At 67.5% G+C, this 21,868-nt stretch carries 14 protein-coding genes; 9 read left to right on the top strand and 5 right to left on the bottom strand.

Annotated features, from left to right (window positions below; translation table 11 throughout):
* Nucleotides 1–2,505 (bottom strand): TonB-dependent receptor, encoded by a 2,505-nt coding sequence (locus KOF26_RS00160; RefSeq protein ID WP_216318152.1) that lies wholly within the window; start codon nucleotides 2,503–2,505, stop codon nucleotides 1–3.
* Nucleotides 2,506–2,721: 216 nt separating this feature from the next.
* Here KOF26_RS00160 and KOF26_RS00155 point away from each other — a divergent pair, with 216 nt between their 5' ends.
* Both KOF26_RS00155 and KOF26_RS00150 read left to right on the top strand, forming a co-directional pair.
* The gene (locus KOF26_RS00155; RefSeq protein ID WP_216318149.1) at nucleotides 2,722–3,243 is read left to right on the top strand and encodes an RNA polymerase sigma factor; all 522 of its coding nucleotides are present in this window, start codon (nucleotides 2,722–2,724) and stop codon (nucleotides 3,241–3,243) included.
* A complete protein-coding gene (locus KOF26_RS00150) occupies nucleotides 3,240–4,238 on the top strand; it encodes a FecR family protein (RefSeq protein ID WP_216318146.1) in 999 nt (332 codons plus the stop codon). The genes KOF26_RS00155 and KOF26_RS00150 overlap by 4 nt, the downstream gene beginning before the upstream one ends.
* A 60-nt stretch (nucleotides 4,239–4,298) precedes the next feature.
* Here the strand turns inward: KOF26_RS00150 and KOF26_RS00145 are convergent, their stop codons facing one another.
* The 4 genes from KOF26_RS00145 to KOF26_RS00130 form a co-directional block, all read right to left on the bottom strand.
* Complete coding sequence (locus KOF26_RS00145) at nucleotides 4,299–5,762, bottom strand: amidohydrolase (RefSeq protein WP_216318141.1); 1,464 nt, start codon at nucleotides 5,760–5,762, stop codon at nucleotides 4,299–4,301.
* A 19-nt stretch (nucleotides 5,763–5,781) separates the two neighbouring features.
* Nucleotides 5,782–8,787 carry a TonB-dependent receptor domain-containing protein gene (locus KOF26_RS00140; RefSeq protein WP_216318138.1) on the bottom strand — a complete coding sequence of 1,002 codons (3,006 nt, stop codon included), beginning with the start codon at nucleotides 8,785–8,787 and terminating at the stop codon, nucleotides 5,782–5,784.
* Between the two features lie 152 nt (nucleotides 8,788–8,939).
* On the bottom strand, nucleotides 8,940–11,744 hold the full coding sequence (locus tag KOF26_RS00135) for a M14 family metallopeptidase (protein ID WP_363181481.1): 2,805 nt from the start codon (nucleotides 11,742–11,744) through the stop codon (nucleotides 8,940–8,942).
* Nucleotides 11,745–11,870: 126 nt separating this feature from the next.
* Nucleotides 11,871–13,304 carry a putative 2OG-Fe(II) oxygenase gene (locus KOF26_RS00130; protein WP_216318135.1) on the bottom strand — a complete coding sequence of 478 codons (1,434 nt, stop codon included), beginning with the start codon at nucleotides 13,302–13,304 and terminating at the stop codon, nucleotides 11,871–11,873.
* Between the two features lie 104 nt (nucleotides 13,305–13,408).
* On the opposite strand from KOF26_RS00130, the gene gdhA reads away from it, so the two are divergent.
* The 7 genes from gdhA to metG all read left to right on the top strand — a co-directional run bounded on the left by gdhA (nucleotide 13,409) and on the right by metG (nucleotide 21,843).
* Nucleotides 13,409–14,764: an NADP-specific glutamate dehydrogenase gene (gdhA, locus tag KOF26_RS00125; RefSeq protein ID WP_216318133.1), complete on the top strand. Its 1,356-nt coding sequence runs from the start codon at nucleotides 13,409–13,411 to the stop codon at nucleotides 14,762–14,764.
* A 174-nt stretch (nucleotides 14,765–14,938) separates the two neighbouring features.
* Entirely contained in the window at nucleotides 14,939–16,348 is a 1,410-nt protein-coding gene (locus KOF26_RS00120) for an alginate export family protein (protein ID WP_363181478.1), read from the top strand.
* Between the two features lie 53 nt (nucleotides 16,349–16,401).
* Entirely contained in the window at nucleotides 16,402–17,484 is a 1,083-nt protein-coding gene (locus tag KOF26_RS00115; RefSeq protein WP_216318130.1) for a lytic murein transglycosylase, read from the top strand.
* A 71-nt stretch (nucleotides 17,485–17,555) separates the two neighbouring features.
* Entirely contained in the window at nucleotides 17,556–18,722 is a 1,167-nt protein-coding gene (locus KOF26_RS00110; protein WP_253200892.1) for a D-alanyl-D-alanine carboxypeptidase family protein, read from the top strand.
* Complete coding sequence (gene tmk, locus KOF26_RS00105) at nucleotides 18,723–19,346, top strand: dTMP kinase (RefSeq protein ID WP_216318124.1); 624 nt, start codon at nucleotides 18,723–18,725, stop codon at nucleotides 19,344–19,346.
* On the top strand, nucleotides 19,343–20,329 hold the full coding sequence (locus tag KOF26_RS00100; RefSeq protein ID WP_216318120.1) for a DNA polymerase III subunit delta': 987 nt from the start codon (nucleotides 19,343–19,345) through the stop codon (nucleotides 20,327–20,329). The genes tmk and KOF26_RS00100 overlap by 4 nt, the downstream gene beginning before the upstream one ends.
* Nucleotides 20,326–21,843, top strand: a complete 1,518-nt coding sequence (metG, locus tag KOF26_RS00095; RefSeq protein WP_216318117.1) for a methionine--tRNA ligase — start codon at nucleotides 20,326–20,328, stop codon at nucleotides 21,841–21,843. Before KOF26_RS00100 ends, metG begins: the two co-directional genes overlap by 4 nt.
* Nucleotides 21,844–21,868: the final 25 nt, after the last annotated feature.

Here is a 21,868-nt window from a genome sequence, read left to right as displayed (position 1 = left end):
TCAGAAACGCCGCGCCAGCGTCAGCGTGATGGTTCGCGGCGGGACCGAATAGACCTGGTTGGACAGGAAGGTGTTGGACAGCGCCCGGCCCGCGCCGGCCTTGTCGAAAAGATTCTGCACCGCGATCGCGGCCTCCCAGCCGCGATGCTCCACCCCTGCCTGGACATCCGTCAGCACATAGGCGGGCGAGCGGTCATAATAGGTGATCGAGGGATTGAACTGCGTGCCCGAGGCGCCGACGGCGGTGACGTCCGCCCGCGCAAAGCCCGTCAGCGCGCGGGCCAGTTGGACCGATTTGCTGAGCGAGGCGGAGGCCGCGAGGTGGGCGACGTTGGGCAGCCTGTCCCCCTTCCGGCCGAGGCCGCGCGGGTTGTTGCTCGTCTGATCGGCGGCAAGGCGCGCATTCACATAGCTGATCCGCAACACCAGCTCGCCGCCGGGCGCCCAAATGGTGCTGATCTCGGCCTCGGCGCCGTCGATGTTCACCGGTCCGATATTGGTGTTGTAGGCGAAGGCACCATTGGCGCTCGCCGTTGCGTAGATCATGTCCGACCAGTCGATGTGGAAGGCGGCGAGGCTGGCCCCGACAGCGCCGTTGAGGAGCCGGGTGCGCCCGCCCAGCTCGTAGCTCCACAGCCGGTCCGCATGATAGCTGCGCTCCTCCTCGGTGAGGTTCGGCGTGATGTTGACGCCGCCGGGCCGGAAGCCTTCGGCCGCCTGGGCATAGACGATCGCGTCGTGGCCCGGATGCCAGGCGAGCTGGGCCTTCAGATTGGCGCCGCCTTCGCGGGTATGGAAGGGGCCGGCGGCGAGATCGGCGGTGCCGGTGAGGATGTTGGGCTGGGAGACATCGCCCGTCGCCGAACGGCGATACCGGAAATAGCGGCCACCACCGGTGAGCGAGAAGCGCGAGGTGATCGGCTGGGTAAGCTCGCCGAACAGCGCCTGCTGGCTGAGCGTCGTCCAGATCGTGCGCAGGCCGGTGACGTCGTAAGGCGTGATCACGATGCCGGTGCGCGGATCGGCGCGCAGCACGATGCTGTCGACCCGATCGCGACGATGCTCGACGAAGCCGCCTACCGTCCAGATCGTCGTCGCGCCCGCCGGGGAGGCAAGCCGAACCTCGCCGCTCTGGCTGCGCACCAGCATCGGCTGATAGAGGATGCCCGGGAGGCGGCTGTCGGCATAGGCGGCGAAGCTGGCGAACTGTGCGGGCGTGCAGGCGCCGTCGTCGGGAAGCTTGTTGTAGTCCCGGCAGCTCGTCGCGTTGGTGCGCTGGCGGGCGAGCACGCTGGTATAGTCATTGTCGCGCGTCACCAGCCAGCGATAGGCGGACGCGGTTGCCGTCAGCGTGGCGAACGCCGCGTCCCAGCGCGCCGTGCCGCTGAGCAGCTTGAGCGTGTTGAACGTCGGCGTGCGGGTCGGCTGATCGTTCCGATAGGGGCCGAGGCGGGTTGACCAATAGGTCGCGTCGTCGGCGCTGCCGCGGTGGACCAGCCCGGATAGCGAGACATGCACGGCGGGCTCCGGCGTCCATGCCAACGCGATCCGCGCGCCCTTGCGGGTGATGCCGCCGGTATCGCTGAGGCCGAGGTTCGGCCGGTCGATATAGCCGCCCAGCGTGCGCCGATAGACGACGACGCGCGCGGCGAGACGATCGGCGACGATCGGCGCGTTGAGGACGGCGGAGAAATTGGCGCCGGTATTGCCGCGCGTCACGAAATCGAGCCCGCCGCGCACGTCGCCATGCCAGCCGCTGGCGTCGGGCTGGTTGAACAGGACGCGCAGCGTGCCGCCCATCGAGCTCGCGCCGTAGAGCGTGCCCTGCGGGCCGCGCAGCAATTCGACGCGGTTGACGTCGACCAGTTCGACGTCCGGCGCCACCTGCCCGGGATCGAAGGTGGTGCCGCTCGGACCGCTGATCGGGGTCTCGTCATAATAGACACCGACCGTGGCCTCGCCGGTGGCGAACACGCCGCGGATCGCCAGGCGTTGCTGGCCGCTGCCGGTGTCGATCGTCGCGAAGCCCGGCACGCTGCGCATCATCCGGCGCAGATCGTAGATGTTGCGCCCGCTGATATCGCGCCCGGTCAGCACGTCCATGCTGACCGCGGTCTCCGCCAGCAGCGTCTCGCGTTTGAGCGCGGTCACCACGATCTCCTCTGGCGGCGGATCGGGCGGGGCCGGCGAGGGCGGGCGCGGTGGCGCGGCAGGAAGCGGCGCCGGCCGGACCTCGATGATCAGCACCTCGCCCCGCAGCCGCCGCGCGACGAGGCCGCTGCCGGCGAGCAACGCGCTCAGCCCGCGATCGGCATCGACAAGGCCGGTGACCGCATTGCCCCGTTTGCCGGCGACGAGACCCGGCGCGAACAGGATCTGGCGGCCGGTCTGCACGGCATAGCTGGTCAGCCCCTGATCAAGCGGGCCGGCCGGGATCGCCAGATCATAGGCGCGCGCCAGTGCCCCCGAGGAGATAGCTGCGATGAACGGCGCCAGCGCGCGCATCGGGCGGGCCGGGTGGCACGCGAATATGCGGCGCCGGCCGGGAATGGCGATGCCCAGCCTCGTCCTTTCTGTGTCGTGCCGGGCACACTCAGCAGGCCGCTTCTGCGACGGCTCCACCGTAACAGTTTCCACGCTTGACGGCAGCGAAGCAACATAGTCGGTTACAAAAATAATAAATCCCCGCAGGATCGGAACAGACAGGGGGACAAAAGGGGTATGTTCACGTCCAGCCGCGCCGAAATTCCGCTTGATCGGAAGCCGGCCAGCGACGTCGTCCATTATCTCGGCGGGCTGCGCGCTTTCTTCGTCAAGCGCGTGGCGCCGTGCGATGTGGACGACATGGTGCAGGAAGTCGTGCTGCGCATGCAGGTGCGCCGCAGCGAGATGGGTATCGGCAATTTCGAGGGCTATCTGTTCCAGGTCGCGCACAGCGTGCTCACCGATCGCGGGCGGCGCGATCAGGTGCGCCGGCGCTCCCAGCACAGCCCGCTGGAGGAACCCGATCATCCGGTCGAGGAAATCTCGCCGGCCCGGGTGCTCGAGGGCAAGCAACAGCTCGCCCTCCTGATCGCGGCCCTGAAGGAGCTGCCCGACCGCACGCGGCAGATATTTGTTCTTCATCGCTTCGAAGAGATGAGTTACGGCGGGATCGCCCGTCATTTGGGGATCTCTGTGAGTGCCGTCGAAAAGCATATCATGAAGGCGATCCGCCATCTCGCAGCGCGCGCAGGCGAATGACCGACATCAAGGCGAACAAGGACGCCGATGCCGAGGCAGCGGCGTGGTATGCCCGCCTCCATGCGGACGATGCCGGGCTGGCGGCGCGGGACGACTTCGCCCGCTGGCACGCGGCCGCGCCGGAACATCGCCGCGCCTGGGATGCGCTGACCACGATCGCCGACAGGCTGGATGCCGCGGCCGACGATGCCGAGCTTCGCGCGATGCGGGCGGAGGCGCTGGCCATGGCGGCGCCGGCGCGTGAGACGAACTTCAACTGGATGGCGATGGCAGCGGCGATCGCCCTGCTTGCGCTGGTTGTCGGCGGCGCGTTCTTCGCGGTACGCCGCCCGTCGCCGCAACCGGACCGCACCCTGGTTGCCGCGGCAAAGGAATATCGCACCGCGGTGGGCGAGCGGCTGACCGTGAAGCTCGCCGATGGATCGCGCGTCACCCTCAACACCGCAAGCCTCGTCCGCCTGCCGCAATGGGGCGCCGAGCGCCGCGTCGAGCTGGTGCGGGGCGAGGCCTTTTTCCGGGTCGCCAAGGATCGCGCCCATCCGTTCATCGTCTCGGGCGCCGGCAACCGGGTGATGGCGCTGGGCACCGCATTTTCGGTGCGGCTGGCGCCGCAGCGCTTTCGCGTCGCGCTCACCGAGGGCACCGTGAAGGTGGACACCCCGGCCGCGCGCCGGTCCACCATCCTGCACCGCGGCGCGACGCTGGAGGCGGATGCGACGGGTGTGCGGGTGACGGCCGATCACGCCGAGGATGCGATGGGCTGGCTGGAGGGCCGGATCAGCTTCAATGCCGAGCCGCTGGGCAAGGTGGTGGCGGAGATGAACCGCTATTCCGCGCGGCAGATCGTGCTTCGGGACGCGACGCTCGCCAACGTGCCGTTCAGCGGGGTGCTCAATACGACGGACGGCGACGCGCTGGCCTCGGCGCTGGAGAGCTATCGCATTGCCCGCATCGCGCATCAGGATGACCACGAACTGGTGCTCGCCCAATATTGAAGCGGCTCCGGCCGCCCCCCGGAGCGTCGAGGGGGCGGCCGGACCACCAGGCGCGGGGGACTATTCCACGCTGGTGGATTTGCGATAGTCGAGCGGCGGCTTGCGGTCGCCGACCAGCGACTTGTACTGGAAGCCCGCGCCGCGCCGCCTGGCAAACTCGGCCTTGGCCGCGCTGATCTCCTCCGGGCTGCGAAACAGCTCGGCGGCCGTCAGCGACAGGGTCTTGGCCGCGAGAATGGCGCCCTTAACGCCGATGCTCATCCCCGCCGCCGCCGCATTCTGCCAGCTATGGCCGGCCGAGCCGGGGACGAAGGTGGCGGTGGAAAGCCCGACGGTCGGCACCACCCAGCTCACATCGGCGACGTCGGTGGATGCGGCCCCCTCGCTGCCGATCACGGCCGGCTGGATTTCGCCGACGCTGGAGAGAGGCGGCGCCTGGCCGGTGAAGCTCTTCTGAATCTCCGCGCCGAATGCCTGCTCCTCCGGCGTCCAGCTGATGCCGCCGACGCGATGGAGATTGCGGTCCATGACATGCATCAGCGCTTCGTTGGGAAGCAGGCTGTAGACGCCGCCGGTCTGTTCGAAATCGACCTTGGTCTGGGTGCCCATGGCCGCGCCGGCAGCGGCCTGCTTCACCCAGTCCATCACCGAAATGACGATCTGCGGATCGGTCTGCCGTACATAGTAATATACCTCGGCCTCGTCGGGCACGACGTTGGGAGCCTTGCCGCCGTTGGTGATGACGTAATGGATGCGGGTTCGATCCGGAATATGCTCCCGCATCAGATTGACCATCGCGTCCATCGCCTCGACGGCGTCGAGTGCGGAGCGGCCCTTGTCCGGCGCCGCCGCGGCGTGTGAGGATTTGCCGTGGAACCGGAACTTGCCGCTGATATTGGCCATGCTCGGGCCTTGCGCGGCCGAGTTGGCATTGCCGGGATGCCAGTGCAGCGCGATGTCGACATCGTTGAACAGCCCGTCGCGCGCCATGTAGGCCTTGCCCGATCCGCCTTCCTCCGCGGGCGTGCCATAGAGGCGAATTTCGCCCTTGATATTGTTGCGGATCATCCATTCCTTGACGGCGATGGCCGCGTAGGTGGACGCTGATCCGAACAGGTTATGGCCGCAGCCATGGCCGGCCGCCTGGTTCAGCGGCTGGCGCGTCGGCACCGCCGCCTGGGCGAGGCCCGGCAGCGCATCGAACTCCGCCAGCACGGCAATCACCGGGCCGCCACTGCCGTTGCGATAGCTGGCGAGGAAGGCGGTGGGCTCGCCGGCGATGCCGGTCTTCATCTGGAAGCCGGCCTCCTTCAGCCGGCTTTGCAGCAAGGCGGAACTCTGCGTTTCGAGATAGCCGAGCTCGGCGAACTTCCAGATTTGCAGGGCAGTGTCGCCGAGTACCGCGGAATCGCGGTCGATCGTGCCGAGCAGCTGCGTCTGGTCGGGCGGCGTCAATTCCCTGGCCCAGCCGGGGCTGGCCGCGACGAGGGTCGCGGCCAGCCCGAATGTGAAGGCGTTATGCATGATCGTCCTCCGCCGGTGGTCAGAAGCGCTGGCTGATGCCGAAGGAGAAATAACGCCCGATCGTGTCGTAATTCTGGGAGTCGAAATTGCCGGCTTCGTCACCATTCTGGGGCGGGGTCTTGTTGAACAGATTGGTGATGGCCAGGCGCAGCTCGCCATTCCACGGCAGGTCGAGGCGGGCGTTGAGGTCGAACACGTTATAGGCGTTGATACCGCGCAGCGTACTGGTCGCCGAGGTGACCGACTGGTTCGACTTCATCTTGTCGATGAAGCGCCAGCGGAAGCCGAGCGTCGCGGGGCCCTTCGACCAGGACAGGGCCGTGATCGACTTCCAGCGCGGATGGGCGATGCCGCCGGCCGTATCGATGCTGAATCCGATCGTCCCGGCATAATCATAGGTCGGGGCGCCGGGCAGCGCCTGCGATGCAAACTTGTCGAGATAGCTGACGGCGGTGTTGAGCGAGAGCTTGCCGGCATTGCCGAGACCGAGGTCATCGAGATCGACCTGCCAGTCGAACTGCACGTCGACGCCGCTGACGTCGAACTTGCCGAGGTTGAGCAGCGGCTGGCTGGGATTGACCGGCACGCCGGTCGACGGATTACGCCGCCCGACGAGGCCGCAATAATAATTGTTCGGATCATAGGTCGGGTTGCTGCCGTCGGCGTTGAAGCAGAACTGGAAGGCCTGAGAGATCGACAACGGGCCGATCGCGCCCTTGACCTTGATCTTGTACCAGTCGACCGACAGCGACATGCGGCGGAACAATGGCGAGCTGAACGGGGATGTGATCACGGCTCCGGCCGAGAAGGTGTCGGCCGTCTCTTCCTCAAGCTCCGGGTTGCCGCCGGTCAGCGCGAACACCTGCGAGGTGCCGAGCGCATAGGTGCCGACCAGCGAGGCGGGCATGCCCTGCGCCAGGCAGATCGCCTGCACCTTGGCGCTGTTCGCGCCCTGCCGATAGGAGGAGCGGGTGTCGCAGGGATCGCCGCTATTGTTGCTGCGGTTCGGCGCGCCGATGCCGACGCTGCCGGTGGATACGGGCGCGTACAGCTCGCCCACGCTCGGCGTGCGGATGGCGCGGTTATAGCCGCCGCGCAGCCGCAGCGGCTCGAACACCCGCCAGTCGAGATCGGCCTTGTAGGTGGCGACGCCGCCGACCGAGCTGTAATCCGAATAGCGCGCGCCAAGGTCGAGGTTGAGTTCCTGGACCAGCGGCAGGTCCTTCGCCACGGGGAACAGCAGCTCGCCGTAGATTTCCTTGGTGCTGACCTTGCCCCGGGCGGCCAGCAGCACGCTGTAGCCGACGATGTCGCTGGTCCCGTTCGGCAGCGAGAAGGCGGAGTCCGGTTGGAAGCCGTAGCTGTTGTAGCGATAATCGGCGCCCACCGCAAAGCGGACCGGGCCCGCCCAGCCCTTGAACAGCTCGCCCTGGATGTTGCCTTCCACCGTGCGCTGCCGCAGCTCGTTGGTGTTGAGCGTGCGACGGGAAATATAGTCGACGCAGGCCTGCGAGGGCGTCCGGTCGCCGAACGGGTTGAAGCCGCCCGCGCACAGGCTTGTGCCGCCATTGGGGCTGTAGAGCAGGTCGTGCAGCGCCTGGAAGCTGGCGCCGCCGGTCTGCCAGTTCTCGAACTTCGCCTGGCTGACGCTGCCGTACAGGTCCCAGGTCCAGTCCTTCACGCCGATGTCGCCGGAGGCGCCGGTGGTGATCTGGTAGACGTTGTACTCATAGCCCTGATAGCGCGGCCCGAGCAGGTTGAACGCCTTGTAGAAGCTGAAGTCTGCGTTCGGATCGGCGCGCGACGCGAGGATCGGCCTGAAGTCGGCCGGGATGAAGGGATTGGTCACCGGCACGGACAGGCCGTAGACGTTGGACGCCAGCGTCGGATTGGAAAGTCCGACCGAGCTGTAGCTGGTATAGGTGACCTGAGCGAAGACCTTCAGGTGATCGCTGAGCTCATACTCCGTCTTGCCGAAGATATTGTAGCGCTTCAGGTTCGACTGGATGGAGCTGCCGGTGAAGCCGAAATTGATCTGCTGGCTGCCCGGGCTGCTGGTCACGATGTAGGCCAGGTCCGATTCCGGATCACGGAAATTGAGCACGGGCACGTTGACGGTGCTGAACAGCGAGCCGTCCGTGTTGAAACCGAGCTGCGCGGTGTAGCGGCCGGCGGCGCTGCCGGGCAGGGCGGCGGTGCCATATTTGCCCTGGAAGAGCGCGTTGACGGACGCCAGCGTCGGGGTGTTGCCGCCGAACAGCGCCGTGCCCTGGGGGAGGGTGGCGGTGCCGGGAACGTTGCTGCGCGCAAGGTAGTAAGGCCGCTTCTTCTGATAGGCCCGACCGCGATCGGTATAGTCCACGGACAGCACGGCGCTGCCCTTGCCATCCGCGAACTCGCCGCCGACCGTGCCGGTGATGCGGAACGACTGGCCGTCGCCATAGTCGCTGACGCCATATTGGCTGTTCAGCTCGACGCCGTCGAACTTGCGCTTGAGGCGGAAATTGACGACGCCGGCGGTCGCGTCGGAGCCATAGGTGGTCGAGGCGCCGCCGGTGATCACCTCGACATTCTCAATCAGCGCCTCCGGGATGATGTTGAGATCGACCGAGCCATCCGGGTTGGACGGCTGCAGCCGGCGGCCGTCGAGCAGCAGCAGCGTGCGCTTGGGGCCGAGGCCGCGCAGCGACGCGTAGGACTGACCGCCGTTGAGGCCGGTCGAGGTGCTGCCGCCGTTGGACTGGCCGAAGGACCCGGAGAATTGCGGCATCTGGGTCAGCGACCGCTCGATGGTGATCTGGCCGGAATTCTGGATCGCCTCCGAGCCGACCGAAACGATCGGGCTGTTCGAGACATAGTCGGGCCGCGCGATGCGCGAGCCGGTGACCACGATCTCCTCGCGGCCGGCCGGCGGCGCCTCGGGCGCGACCTCGCCGGCGGTCTGGGCCTGTGCCATGCCGCTGGCGAGCGCGCTGCAGGCGCAGCTCCCGACCAGCAGCCAGTGAATTGCGGAGCGCGTCGCCATTGTCTGTCCCCCTGTTGAGATCGGCCGTCCTTGGCGGACGGGCTCGACAGGAAAGACGCGCGCCTGCGCCACCCCCTCACGACGCAGCGCAAAAAAAAGAGCCGGGATGTCACCATCCCGGCCCCTGGGGGGAACTTTATTGGTACAGAGGCTTAACGAGCGGCGGCCTCGGCCGGGCCGTAGAGCAGGCCGTTGAACAGGAATTTGAAGGTGACATAGGGCTGGGCGCGCTGCGTCACCTCCGGGCCGACCACGAACAGCTTGCCCTTGCCGAGATCGACATCGACGATCGCGGTCGTTCCCTGCAACTTTTCCTGACCCATCGCCCAGCCGCTGCGCAGCGGCTTCGCGTCCGAATACCAGGACACGCGCTTCGCCGTCGGGCTGCCGGCGGCGATGTTGAACGACTGGCTGTGGTCGAAGAACATGTCGACCTTGTCCGGCACGCCATAGGCGAGCGGCTGGTTCGGATCGACATCCGCCCGGATCAGCGCGCCAGGAATATAGAATTCCTTGGTGTCGAGCGGCGCCGGCTTGCCGTTCACCATGCGCACGAGCGCCGGCTGCACCGGCGCGCCGAGCAGCGGCCCGAGCCGATTGGCGCTGCCGATCGTCACGATCGTGCCGCCCGCCTTGGCGAAGGCGGAGAGCTGCGGCACCGTCCTGGCGTCGCTGATAACGCCGAGCCACGACCGGAACTCGGCCGGGATATCCTCCGGCTTGGGCTGGTTCGGGGTGCGGCCGCGATAGGGGCTATCGTTGGACGGCGGCACCGTTTCGTCGGCGAAGACGAGCACGTCATATTTGGCGTTGAGCTTCCCGGCGTCGAGTTCCTGCGGATAGACGACCTTGAACGGGAACTCATATTGCTCGAGCAGCCAGCGGATCCAGCCGGACGGGATCACGCCGCCATATTGATCGACCAGCCCGACGCGGACCGGCTTGAGCGGCATCGCCGCGCCGCTCGGCCTGGCGGCGACGGCATAGGCGTCGACGCCAAGCTGTTGCGTGCTGGTGGCGATGATCTTCTGCGCGGCGGCCGAAGCCGGCACCCATACCGCGCCGGCGCCGAACTGCTTGCCCTCGGCGCTGGTCGGCTCCTTCAGCCACGCCACCTTCACGCCGGCCTTCAGCAGGCGATTGGTGAGGATGAAGTTGTTGTTTGCCTCGTGGCGGAGCAGCCATCCGGCCTTGCCGGTGCCGATGACATGGCCGGCCGGCGCCGTCAGCAGATCGGGCACCTTCTCGAACTGGCCGTCGAATCCCTCGAGAATGCGATCATAGCCGATGCCCATCTGGTAGGAGAGGTTGTAGCCGGTGATGTCGTAGGGCGCCTTGGGCGGGCCGCCGGGATATTCGAGATTGTTCGGGTGGTTCTGCGGCTCGAACATGTCGAGGACGTGCGGACGATAGGCCTGTGCCGTCTTCACCACGAAGGAGCCGGCCGGATAGGTCTTGCCGCCTGCCGTGAAGGGCTGGGTGGCGCGCAGCACGTCGACGCCGGTCTTGATCAGGGTGTTGAGGAAGGTGATCGTGGTCGGCAGGTCGCGCTGGGCGTCGAGCGGGATGACATAGCCGCGCGGATCGCGCTTGGCGGGATCGTGCAGCACGGTCTCGTAGAGCGCGGGGTCGACGGCGTTGCGCTGGCGCGGATCATAGCTCGGCTCCGAGGCCGCGGACGGAGCCTGGCGAGCCTTGGCGGCTTCCTTCAGCGCATCGATGTCGTTGGGCTCGATCGTCCAGCTGTCGCGATTGCCGCGGGCGATGCCGTTGGCGCCCATGCGATAGATGTTGAACAGCAGCCGTTCGCGGTTGCGCGCCGCATAATCGAGCACCGCGCGATCCATCGACCATTGATATTCCAGGCTCTGGCTCTGATGCCACGCGCCGGGTGCCACCGGCATCGGCTCGTCGCCCTTGGGCAGCTGCGTGTCGGGGATGAGCGGGATCTTCTGCGGCGTCGGCCCGCCGATGATCTCGGTCAACAGGCCGATCGAATTGTGGAAATAGGAGATGGAGCGTTCCATCCCGTTATGCCAGGTGGAGTAGTTGGCGGCGCTGCGCATGCCGGAGCCGGGCTTGCCCTCGCCGATCAGGCGGCTGTGGATCGTCGCGCCGACTTCGTCCAGCTCGGTGACGAGCAGAGGATCATAGTTGTAGTTGAACGGATCGCGGAACGGCGGAACGAACACCACCATGCCCGCCGGGCCGGTCTGGTGCTGGTTGAAGATGATCTGCGGATACCAGACACGGAACAGCTGCCTGTTGACGTTCTCCGTCTCCGGCATCTGCGCCATGAATGAGTCACGGTTGTTATCGTGGCCGATATACTTCTGATACAGGCGCGGGATGTAGTTGTATTCGCGCTTCTTCTCGTCCGCCTTCTGCATGTACCAGTCGGCGACAAGCTGCATGCCGTCCGGATTGTCATGCCCGAACAGGATGATGACATTGTCGAGGATGCGCTTCGTCTCGGCATCGTTGTAGGTCAGCATGCGGTAGAGGACGTGGATCTGGCTCTGCGCCGTGATCACCTCGGTGGCGTGCAGGCCGGCGTCGATCCACACCACTGCCTTGCCTTCGTTGGCGAGCTGGTGGGCCTGTTCGTCGGTCAGCCCCTCGGCCTTGGCCAGTCGCTGGGCGATGCCGCGATACTGGTCCATCTTGGCGAGGTTTTCGGGCGAGGAGACGATCGCCATCCACTGCGTCCGCCCCTCGGCGCTCTTGCCGATGTCGACCAGCTTCATGCGGTCGGACTGGGTGGCGATCTTCTTCAGATAGGCTTCATAGGCGCTGTAATTGGCGAGATAGTAATCGCTGCCCGGCTCTACCGGGAAAGCTTCGCGCGGGCTGGTGACGCCCGCATTGTTGGGCGGCGAAATGCTCGTCTGCGCAACCGCCTGGGCCCCACCGAACAGCGCGATCGCCGCCGCACCGAGCAACATCTCTCTTTTCACTCTCAGCCCCCTTTGCTCGCCCTGCGCCAGCCGCGCCGAACGCACCACGTTCATGGGTTAGACGCAACGCCAGCGCCATCCCTCACCGGGCCGCGCGGCGGTCGCGAAGTTTTTTTGGGGAAACGCTCAGGCCGGCACGATGTCGAACGCCACCGTCAGGCGCGGCTGGCCACCGGTGAAGGGCTCGGTGCCATGCCAGAAATAGGAGGGGAACAGCACCAGCATCCCCGGCTCCGGGCGCACGAAGCGCGTCGGTGCCAACGGCGGCCGCGTCGGGATGCCGGGACGGCCGAACGCCAGCCAGCCCTCGTGCCCGCGCTCCACCGCTTCCGGCAGGGCGATATAGAAGGCCGATGACAGCCACCCTTGCGGATGGACATGGTCGACATGGAAGCCGCCCGGCCGGAGCAGCACCGACCATGCCCCGACGATGCGATAGTCCCCCGTCGCCCGCGCCCGTACCGGATCGGTCCCCTTGCCGAGCGCGGCGATGTGCGCCCGGATCAGCGGGTCGAGCGCCACGAACAGCGCGCGGATCGCCGGATCATCCGATCGGGTCAGGTCCTCCTGCGTCTGGCTGCCGTGGCGAAGCGATTGCTCGAGCGGATGCGTCCGCCACGCGTGGCGGGCGCGCAGCGCATTGGCGAGATCGGCGAGATAGGCTTCGCGATCCGGCCAGCCGGGCGGGGTGGCAATCGTCGCCGTCGAGACGAGGCGCGCATCGTCGCACAGCGCGGCATGGCGCGGATCGCCCATCAGCCGCCACGCCGTGCCGAGCAGCGCCAGCACTGCCTGATCGAGCGGGGTCGCCGCCTGCACGCGCAATGCCAGCTGCTCTGCCTCGGCCGCCCGCCCGGCATGGAGCAGCGCCTCCACCGCCGCGCGCGCAGCGTCGGTCGAGGCCGGGGTGAGGCGCAGCGCGGCGGTGGCATGGCGGAGCTGGGCGTCGGCATCGCCGGCGCGCGCAGCAAGCTCCGCCGCCGCGAGGTGAAGCGGCGCATGTCCCGGCTGACGGGCCAGCGCGTGGGCGAGGAGGGCGCCGGCCGCCGTCTCCTCGCCGGCACAGCCGAGCACGCGCGCCTTGAGCAACAACAGTTCCACCGTGTCCGGGGCCGTGGCCAGCGCCTGGTCGATCGCGGCGGTCGCGGTGGCGGCATCGGCCGATCGCATCCAGCGTAGCTGGGCGAGATCCCGCTGGGCGTCGAGATAGAGCGCTCGGCGCGCGATGGCCGCGGCGAACGCTGCTTCGGCCTCGTCGAGCCGGCCGAGCCCTTGCAGCGCGCGGGCGCGGACCAGCCATGTCTCTGGCGCATCGACGCCCTTGGCGGCGGCGCGCGATGCGGCTTCCTCCGCCTCGGCGAAGCGGGACAGGTCGCCCAGCGTGGCGGCGAGATTATGCTCGGCAATGCCGCTCGCCGGGTCGGCCGCGACGGCGCGGCGATTGACCTCCAGCGCCTCGTCCAGCCGCCCGGCTGCCTTCAGCGCGCGCGCCTCGGCGAGCAGCGCCTTCGCCGCCTGGCGTCGGTCCGGAGGGGATTTCGCGGGCGCCCTGATGTGCATGGCGCGCAGCCTATGCGCAGCCGGCGCCCCCTGTCCATGAGGCCAGTTGTGGTTCCCGGCATCGTCTCATCATGCAGCCTGCCCCGGAACAACAGGCGAGAATCATGACCAGCATCGACGAGAAGCTCCAGCCGATCCTCGCCAAGGTGATCGAGCGCAATGCCGGGGAGCCGGAATTCCATCAGGCTGTGCACGAGGTACTGGAAAGCCTCGGTCGCGTCGCCGCCAAGCATCCGCACTTCCTCGACGACGCCCTGATCGAGCGGATCTGCGAGCCGGAGCGCCAGATCATCTTCCGCATCCCATGGGTCGACGATCGCGGACAGGTGCAGATCAATCGCGGCTTCCGCGTCCAGTTCAATTCGGCGCTCGGGCCGTATAAGGGCGGCATGCGCTTCCACCCGTCGGTGAACGTCGGCATCATCAAGTTTCTCGGCTTCGAGCAGACCTTCAAGAATGCGCTCACCGGCCTGCCGATCGGCGGCGGCAAGGGCGGCTCGGATTTCGATCCGAAGGGCAAGTCGGATGGCGAGATCATGCGCTTCTGCCAGTCGCTGATGACGGAGCTGCACCGCCATCTCGGCGAATATACCGACGTCCCGGCCGGCGATATCGGCGTTGGCGGGCGCGAGATCGGCTATATGTTCGGCCAGTTCAAGCGGCTGACCAACCGCTACGAGGCCGGCGTCATCACCGGCAAGGCTCTGGTCTATGGCGGCTCGCGCGCCCGCACCGAGGCAACCGGTTACGGCAACAGCTATTTCGTGCAGGCGATGCTGGAAACGAAGGGCACCAGCTTCGACGGGAAGAAGGTCGTCGTCTCGGGTTCCGGCAACGTCGCCATCTATACCGTCGAGAAGGTTCAGTCGTTCGGCGCCAAGGTGATCGCCTGCTCGGATTCCAGCGGCTATGTGCTGGACGAGAACGGCATCGACGTCGCGCTGCTCAAGGACGTCAAGGACGCCCGGCGCGAGCGGATCCGCGAATATGCCGAGCGGCGCGGCGAGGGCGCGCATTTCGTGCCGCTCGAAAAAGGCTCGATCTGGAATGTGCCCTGCGATGTCGCCATGCCGTCTGCCACCCAGAACGAGCTGTCCGGCAGGGACGCGACGGCGCTGGTCAGGAACGGCGTGATCGCGGTTGGCGAGGGGGCGAACATGCCGTCCACGCCCGACGCCATCCGCATCTTCCGCGAGGCCGGCGTGCTGTTCGGCCCGGGCAAGGCCGCCAACGCCGGCGGGGTTGCCACCTCCGCGCTGGAAATGCAGCAAAATGCCAGCCGTGACAGCTGGAGCTTCGAACAGACCGAGGCGCGGCTCAACGTGATCATGCGCAACATCCACGATACCTGCTACGAAACCGCGGAGGATTATGGCGCGCCGGGCGATTACGTGCTCGGCGCGAACATCGCCGGCTTCACCCGTGTGGCCGAGGCGATGCGCATGCTCGGGGTGATCTGAGAGCGCCGCCGCCAACAGTTTGCGATCCCTCGGTTAGCTCCCCGTTAGGACAATGTGATTAGGCCGTTCGGCGGATGGTAGGCCGGGGGGCACGTCGTTTGCGCAGCCAGAGGGCTCCGCATGCCGCATGGACCTTGTCGCCCGTCCCGATATGGGTTTCGATAAGGTGGGATGGTGAACGAGAACAAGCATGGGCTCGCCCGGCGCACGCGCGCCGCGGCGATGGGCTGGGGAATGGTCATGGCGGCGGCGGGGTTTTCGCCGGCGGTGGCGGCCGATTCGAATCCGCTGCATGAATGGGTCGACGCGCCGGACAATCTCACCCTCAAGCTGAATTTCCGCACCCGCGTCGAAGGCATCGACGGGCAGCTTCGCCCCAACATCGCCAGGCGCGACCTGCTCACCACCTTCCGCACCACCTTGCTCGCCGACTATGATACCGGTCCGGTGCACATCGTCGGCGAGCTGCGCGACGCGCGCGGCTATGCCGAGAAGGACAATTCGTCCGCCGGCATCAACGAGGTCAACGCGCTCGAGCCGCTACAGGCCTATCTGCGGTTCGATCTCGACGGCATGACCGGCAAGGGTTCGCGGGGCGCCCTCACTGCGGGTCGCTTCACGCTCGACATCGGCGCGGGGCGCCTCGCCGCGCGGCCGGATTTCTCGGACAGCGTCAACAGCTTCACCGGCGTCTCGTTCGATTGGACGGGGCAGGGGAAGGACCATCTTCTGCTGTTCTGGACGATGCCGAGCACGCGCTTGCCGAGCGATCCGGACGCGATCCACCACAACAGGGTCGAGCTGGACCGCGCCCGCACCGGCCTGCAGTTCTTCGGCGGCGACTATACCCGGCCGCTGATCGCGGGCGTCACCGGCGAAGCCTATGTCTTTCGCCTCGCCGAGCGGGATGCCTCCTATCAGGCAACGAGGAACCGGCATCTGGTGACCTATGGTGGCCGCCTGTTCCGCAAGCCGCAGACGAACAGCTTCGACTTCGAGGTGGAAGGCATCGGCCAGACCGGACATGCCCGCGCCTCGACCGCCGCCACCGATCGCAAGGATGTCGACGTGTCGGCGTGGCTGATCCATGGCGAGGTCGGGCGGAAGTTTGGCGGGCCGTGGGCACCGCGTATCTCATTTCACGGTGACAAGATCACCGGCGAGGACAGCGACCCGAGCAAGATCACCCGATTCGACAGCCTTTACGGCGCGGCGCGCACCGATTTCGGCCCGTCCAGCCTCTATGGCATGGTCTCCCGGGCCAATCTGCGCTCGGTTGGCGTCAGGCTGGAAGCGGCGCCGAGCAAGAAGCTCGACGGCTTCGTCATGGTCCGCGGCCTGTGGCTCGATTCGAAGACCGACAGCTTCGGCTCGACCGGTGTGCGCGATGCGCGCGGCCGGTCCGGCGATCATGCCGGCACCCAGGTCGAGGGCCGCGTGCGCTACTGGTTCGTGCCCAAGATCTTCCGGGTCGAGGCCGGCGGCGCGGTGCTGGCGCGGGGCCGTTTCCTGAAGGATGCGCCCAACGCCCCCGACAATGGCGACGCGCATTATTTCTTCCTCGATTTCGTCACCGATTTCTGAGCCCGCGGGCGACGGGGGTTCATGATCCCCGCCGCCTGTGGCAGGGAGGGCGAATGTCCTTCCTGCCCGGTATCCGTTCGCTTCTCCTCGTTGCCGCCTGTTGCGGGTCGATCGCCGCCCATGCCCAGGTGCAGGAAGAGGATGCCGATCCCGAGCCGCTTCCGCCGGCCGCCGCCGCGCCGCCGGAGGAAGCCGGCTTCTCCGCCTTCGTCGTCGGGCTGCGCCAGCGCGCCCTCGCCGAGGGAGTGACCGCCGCGACGTTCGACGCGGTGATCCCGACGCTCAGCTATGATCCGCGGGTGGTGACGCTCGATCGCCGCCAGCCGGGCACGCCGAGCGCGGCGCCGCCGGCCTTCGCGCCCTATCGCGCCCGCCATGTCGATGCCGCGCGCATCGGGCGTGGCCAGCGCGCCTGGCTGAACGCGCGCCCCTCGCTCGCCCGCATCGAGACGGAGACCGGCGTGCCGGAGGCGATCATGGTCGCCATCTGGGGGCATGAGACGGATTATGGCGGCTATACCGGCAATTTCGATCTGCCCCGCTCGCTGGCCACGCTCGCCTTCGAGGGGCGGCGTCGCGAGCTGTTCACCACCGAGTTCATCGACACGCTGAAGATGATCGATCGCGGCGTGAGGCGCGATCAGCTCAAGGGGAGCTGGGCCGGCGCCACCGGCTATCCGCAATTCCTGCCGTCCGTCTATCTGCGCCTCGCCCGCGACGGCAATGGCGACGGCAAGGTCGATATCTGGAACAACGCCGACGACGCGCTTGCCTCGATCGGCAATTATCTCGTCAACGCCGGTTGGAAGCCCGATGTCCGCTGGGGCACGGCGGTGATGGTGCCGCCCGATTTCGATCGCGGCGCCGTGGCGACCAGGCTGGTGAGCCCGCGCTGCCCGCGCGTCTTTGCGCGGCATAGCCGTTGGCTGACCGTCGCCGAGTGGAAGGCGAAGGGCCTGACCCAGGCCGGCGGGCCGTGGCCGGCGGACGAGGAGATGGCGACCCTGATCGAGCCCGACGGCCCGGGGCAGACCGCCTATCTTCTCACCACCAACTATCGGGCCATCCTCGATTACAACTGCTCCAACTATTACGCCTTGTCGGTCGGCCTGCTCGCCGATGCAGTGGTGAACTGAGCTTGAGACGGGGCCTCGCCCCGCGCTAACCTGAATCGCATCACATTCCTCACATGACTGGTCCCGGACGCATGAAGCCCGCTTATCTCGTTGCTTTGCTCAGCCTTTCGGCCCCCGCCATCGCGGCCGCCCCGCCCTTCGATACGACCGCCAAGGTCGCCTATCTCAAGGACCTGTCCTCGGGCGCGGTGCTCTATGACAAGGCCGGCGACTTGCGCATGCCGCCCGCCTCGATGGCGAAGATGATGACGGTCTACGTCGCCTTCGATCTTCTCAAGAAGGGCGAGCTGAAGCTGGACCAGAAGTTCCAGGTGCGGCCCGAGACGTGGAAGCAGTGGCACGGCCCGGCTGCCGGCTCGACGATGTTCCTCTCGCCCGGCGAGGAAGTGTCGGTGGCGGACCTCCTTGCCGGCATCGTCACGCTCTCGGGCAATGACGCCTGCGTGGTGCTCGCCGAGGGCATTTCGGGCACCGAGCCTGCCTTCGTAAGCCTGATGAACGAGCAGGCGCGCAAGCTCGGCCTCACCAATTCGCATTTCGGCACGTCCAATGGCTGGCCGGACAATGGCGTCACCTATGTCACGGCGCGCGATCTGGCGCGGCTGGCCGAGGCGACGATCCGCGACCATCCCAAGCTCTACAAGGATTTCTACTCCAGGCTCGATTTCACCTGGGGCAAGACGATGGGCTCGGGCCAGGACATCACCCAGGCCAATCGCGATCCGCTGCTCGGCCGCGTCGCCGGCGCCGACGGGCTGAAGACCGGCCATACCGAAGAAGCCGGTTATGGCTTCACCGGCTCGGCGGAGCAGAATGGCCGGCGGCTGGTGATGGTGATGGCCGGCCTCTCCTCGTCGAACGAGCGCATCGCCCAGTCGGTCAGCTTCATGAACTGGGGTTTCCGTGCATGGCGCGCCCGCCCGCTCTTCGCCAAGGGCAAGCAGGTGCAGACCGCCGAGGTGCAGTTGGGCAATGCCCGCGAAGTGGGGCTGATCGCCCCGCGCGACCTCACCGTCACCGTGCCGGCGGGTGCTGCGTCCGACATGACGATGAAGGTTGTCTATCAGGGGCCGCTCAAGGCGCCGATCAAGGCCGGCGACCATGTCGCCGATCTGGTGGTGACCTCGGCCGACGCCGGCCAGCAGCTGCTGCCGCTCGTCGCCGCCAGCGATGTCGGCCCGGCCGGGTTCTTCGATCGGCTGTGGGCGGGGCTCCGGGCGCTGTTCGGTCTCGCCTGAGTGTCGCAAGGCCGGTTCATCAGCCTTGAGGGCGGGGAGGGGGTCGGCAAATCCACCCAGCTCCGCCTGCTTGCCGAGGCGCTTCGTGCACGCGGCCACGACGTCGTCACCACCCGCGAGCCGGGTGGCAGCGCGGGCGCGGAGGCAATCCGCGCCCTGCTGTTCGAGGGTGACGGCGAGCGCTGGTCGCCGGCGGCCGAGGCGCTGTTGTTCGCGGCCGCCCGCGCGGACCATGTCGAACGGGTGATCCGCCCGGCCGTCGCCGCCGGCCAATGGGTGGTGTGCGATCGCTTCCTCGACAGCTCGCGCGCCTATCAGGGCGATGCGCGCGGGCTTGGCGACGCGGACGTGCTGGCGCTGCACCGCATCGGCAGCGGCGGGCTGTTGCCGGATCGTACGCTGGTGCTGTCCCTGCCGCCGGGCGAGGCGGAGGCGCGGGAGTTGGCGCGGGACGGCGCTGCCGACCGCTTCCGCCGCCGGGGCGACGCCTATCACGCGCGGGTCCGCGCCTTCTTCGAGCGCATCGCCGTCGAGGAGCCGGAGCGGGTGCGCCTGATCGATGCCACCGGTGAGGAGGGCGAGGTGACCGCCCGCTTGCTCGCCGCGCTGGACGCCATCGCATGACCCATCTTTACGGCCACGCCGCCGCGGTGGATGCCTTCCTCTCGGCGCGCGCATCCGGGCGGCTGCATCATGCCTGGCTGCTCGCCGGGCCACAGGGCGTGGGCAAGGCGCGCTTCGCCGACATGGCGGCGCGGCGACTGCTCGCCGAGGCGGCCGGACCGCCGGTGCTGGCGCCGGGACTGGAGCTGCCCGGCGACCACCCCATCGCGCATCTCTTCGAGGCAGGCAGTCACCCGGATTTCGCCCGGCTGGAGCGGCTGGTCCGCGACAGGTCGGACCAGCTCGCCCGCAACATCAGCGTCGATCAGGTGCGCGGCTTGCAGCGGCTGCTGTCGACCACGCCGTCGCTGTCGGAGTGGCGCGCGATCGTGGTCGATTCGATCGACGATATGGAGCGCTCGGCGGCCAATGCGCTTCTCAAGAATCTCGAGGAACCACCTGCGAACACGGTGTTTCTTCTCGTCAGTCACGCGCCGGGCCGGCTGTTGCCGACGATCCGCTCGCGTTGCCGCCTGCTCCGCTTCGGCCGGCTGGATGACGCCGACATGACCGCCGCGCTTCGTGATGCCATGCCCGAGGCGGACGCGGCCGAGATCGCCTCGCTGGCCGCGCTCGGCGCGGGCGCTCCCGGCTCGGCGCTGCGCTTCGCGGGGCTGGATATCGAGGCGCTGGATCAGGCCATGGCGGCGCTCGTGACCGAGGGGGATCCGCTCAACCAGCGCCGCGCCGCGCTCGCCCGCCAGCTCGCGCTCAAGGCCGCCCAGCCGCGCTACGAGATGTTCCTGGAGCGTGCGCCGTCGGCGATCGCCGAAGAGGCGCGGCGGCGCTCCGGAGCCGCGCTTGCCGAGGCGATCGCCCTGTGGGAGAAGGCGCGCGCCCTTGCCGGCAGCGCGGTGCGCCTCTCGCTCGATCCCCAGACCACCGTCTTCGAGTTGGGCAGCATGCTCGCGGCGCTGGCGCCCCAGACACAAGCGAGCCGATGACCGAATCCTTCTACATCACCACCGCCATCAGCTATCCCAATGGCCGCCCGCATATCGGCCATGCCTATGAGGCGATCGCGACGGACGTCATCGCCCGCTATCAACGGCAGCTCGGCCGCACCGTCCGCTTCCTCACCGGCACCGACGAGCACGGCCTGAAGATGGCCCAGACGGCGCGCGGCCGGGGCCTGACGGCGCGCCAGCTTGCCGACGAGATGTCGTCGTATTTCAAGGCGATGGATGACAAGCTTTCCATCTCCTATGATCGCTTCATCCGCACCACCGACGCTGATCATTATGCCGCCAGCCAGGCGATCTGGCAGGCAATGGCGGCCAATGGCGATCTTTATCTCGATCGCTATGAAGGCTGGTACTCGGTTCGCGACGAGGCCTTTTACGACGAGAAGGAGCTGGTTGCCGGGGAGGACGGGGCCAGGCTGTCGCCGCAAGGCACGCCGGTTGAATGGACAGTGGAGGAAAGCTGGTTCTTCCGTCTGTCCGCCTATCAGGATCGGCTGCTCGCTCATTATGAAGCGAACCCCGATTTCGTCGGCCCGGACGGGCGCCGCAACGAGGTGGTGTCATTCGTCAGGGGCGGCCTTGCGGACTTGTCCGTATCGCGGACCAGCTTCGACTGGGGCGTGCCGGTGCCGGGCAGCCCGGGCCATGTCATGTATGTGTGGGTCGACGCGCTGACCAATTACCTGACCGGTGCCGGCTATCCGGGCGATGCCTCCGCATGGTGGCCGGCTGATGTGCATATCATCGGCAAGGACATCGTCCGTTTCCATGCCGTCTATTGGCCCGCCTTCCTGATGTCGGCCGGTTTGCCGCTGCCCAAGCGGGTATTCGGCCACGGCTTCCTGCTCAATCGCGGCGAGAAGATGTCGAAGTCTGTCGGCAACGTCGTCGATCCGATTGAAATGGCAGAGATTTACGGAGTCGATGCGCTGCGCTACTTCCTCCTGCGCGAAGTCAGCTTCGGTCAGGACGGCAGCTATAGCCACGAAGCGATCGTCACCCGCGTCAATGCCGATCTTGCCAACAATGTCGGCAACCTCGCCCAGCGCAGCCTGTCGATGATCGCCAAGAATTGCGATGGGCTGGTGCCCGCGCCAGGCCCGGACAGCGATGCGGACGCCGCGCTCGCCGCCCAGTTTGCGGATCTGGTGCCGGCCTATCACGGGGCGATGGCCGATCTCGCCCTCCATCGCGCCGCCGAGCACGCTTTGGCGCTCGCCAGCCACCTCAACAATTATGTCGCGAGCGAACAGCCCTGGGCGCTGAAGAAGACCGACCCGGCCCGCATGGGCGGCGTGCTCTATCGCGCCGCCGACGGCCTGCGCCGCGTCGCGCTGATGCTGCGCCCGTTCATCCCGGCGAGCGCCGACCGGCTGCTCGATCAACTCGGCGTCGCGACAGACGCGCGCAGCTTCGCCACCCTCGACACCGGCCTCGCCCCGGGGAACGCGCTGCCGCCGCCGGAGGGCGTCTTCCCGCGCCTCGACATCTGAGCCAAGCTTTCGACTGGCGCGGCGC

Origin of the sequence: Sphingomonas quercus, assembly GCF_018863195.1 — a bacterium.
Classification (GTDB): domain Bacteria; phylum Pseudomonadota; class Alphaproteobacteria; order Sphingomonadales; family Sphingomonadaceae; genus Solisphingomonas; species Solisphingomonas quercus.
The sequence above is the reverse complement of the archived record's forward strand: the minus strand, read 5'-3'. Positions and strand labels throughout refer to the sequence as shown.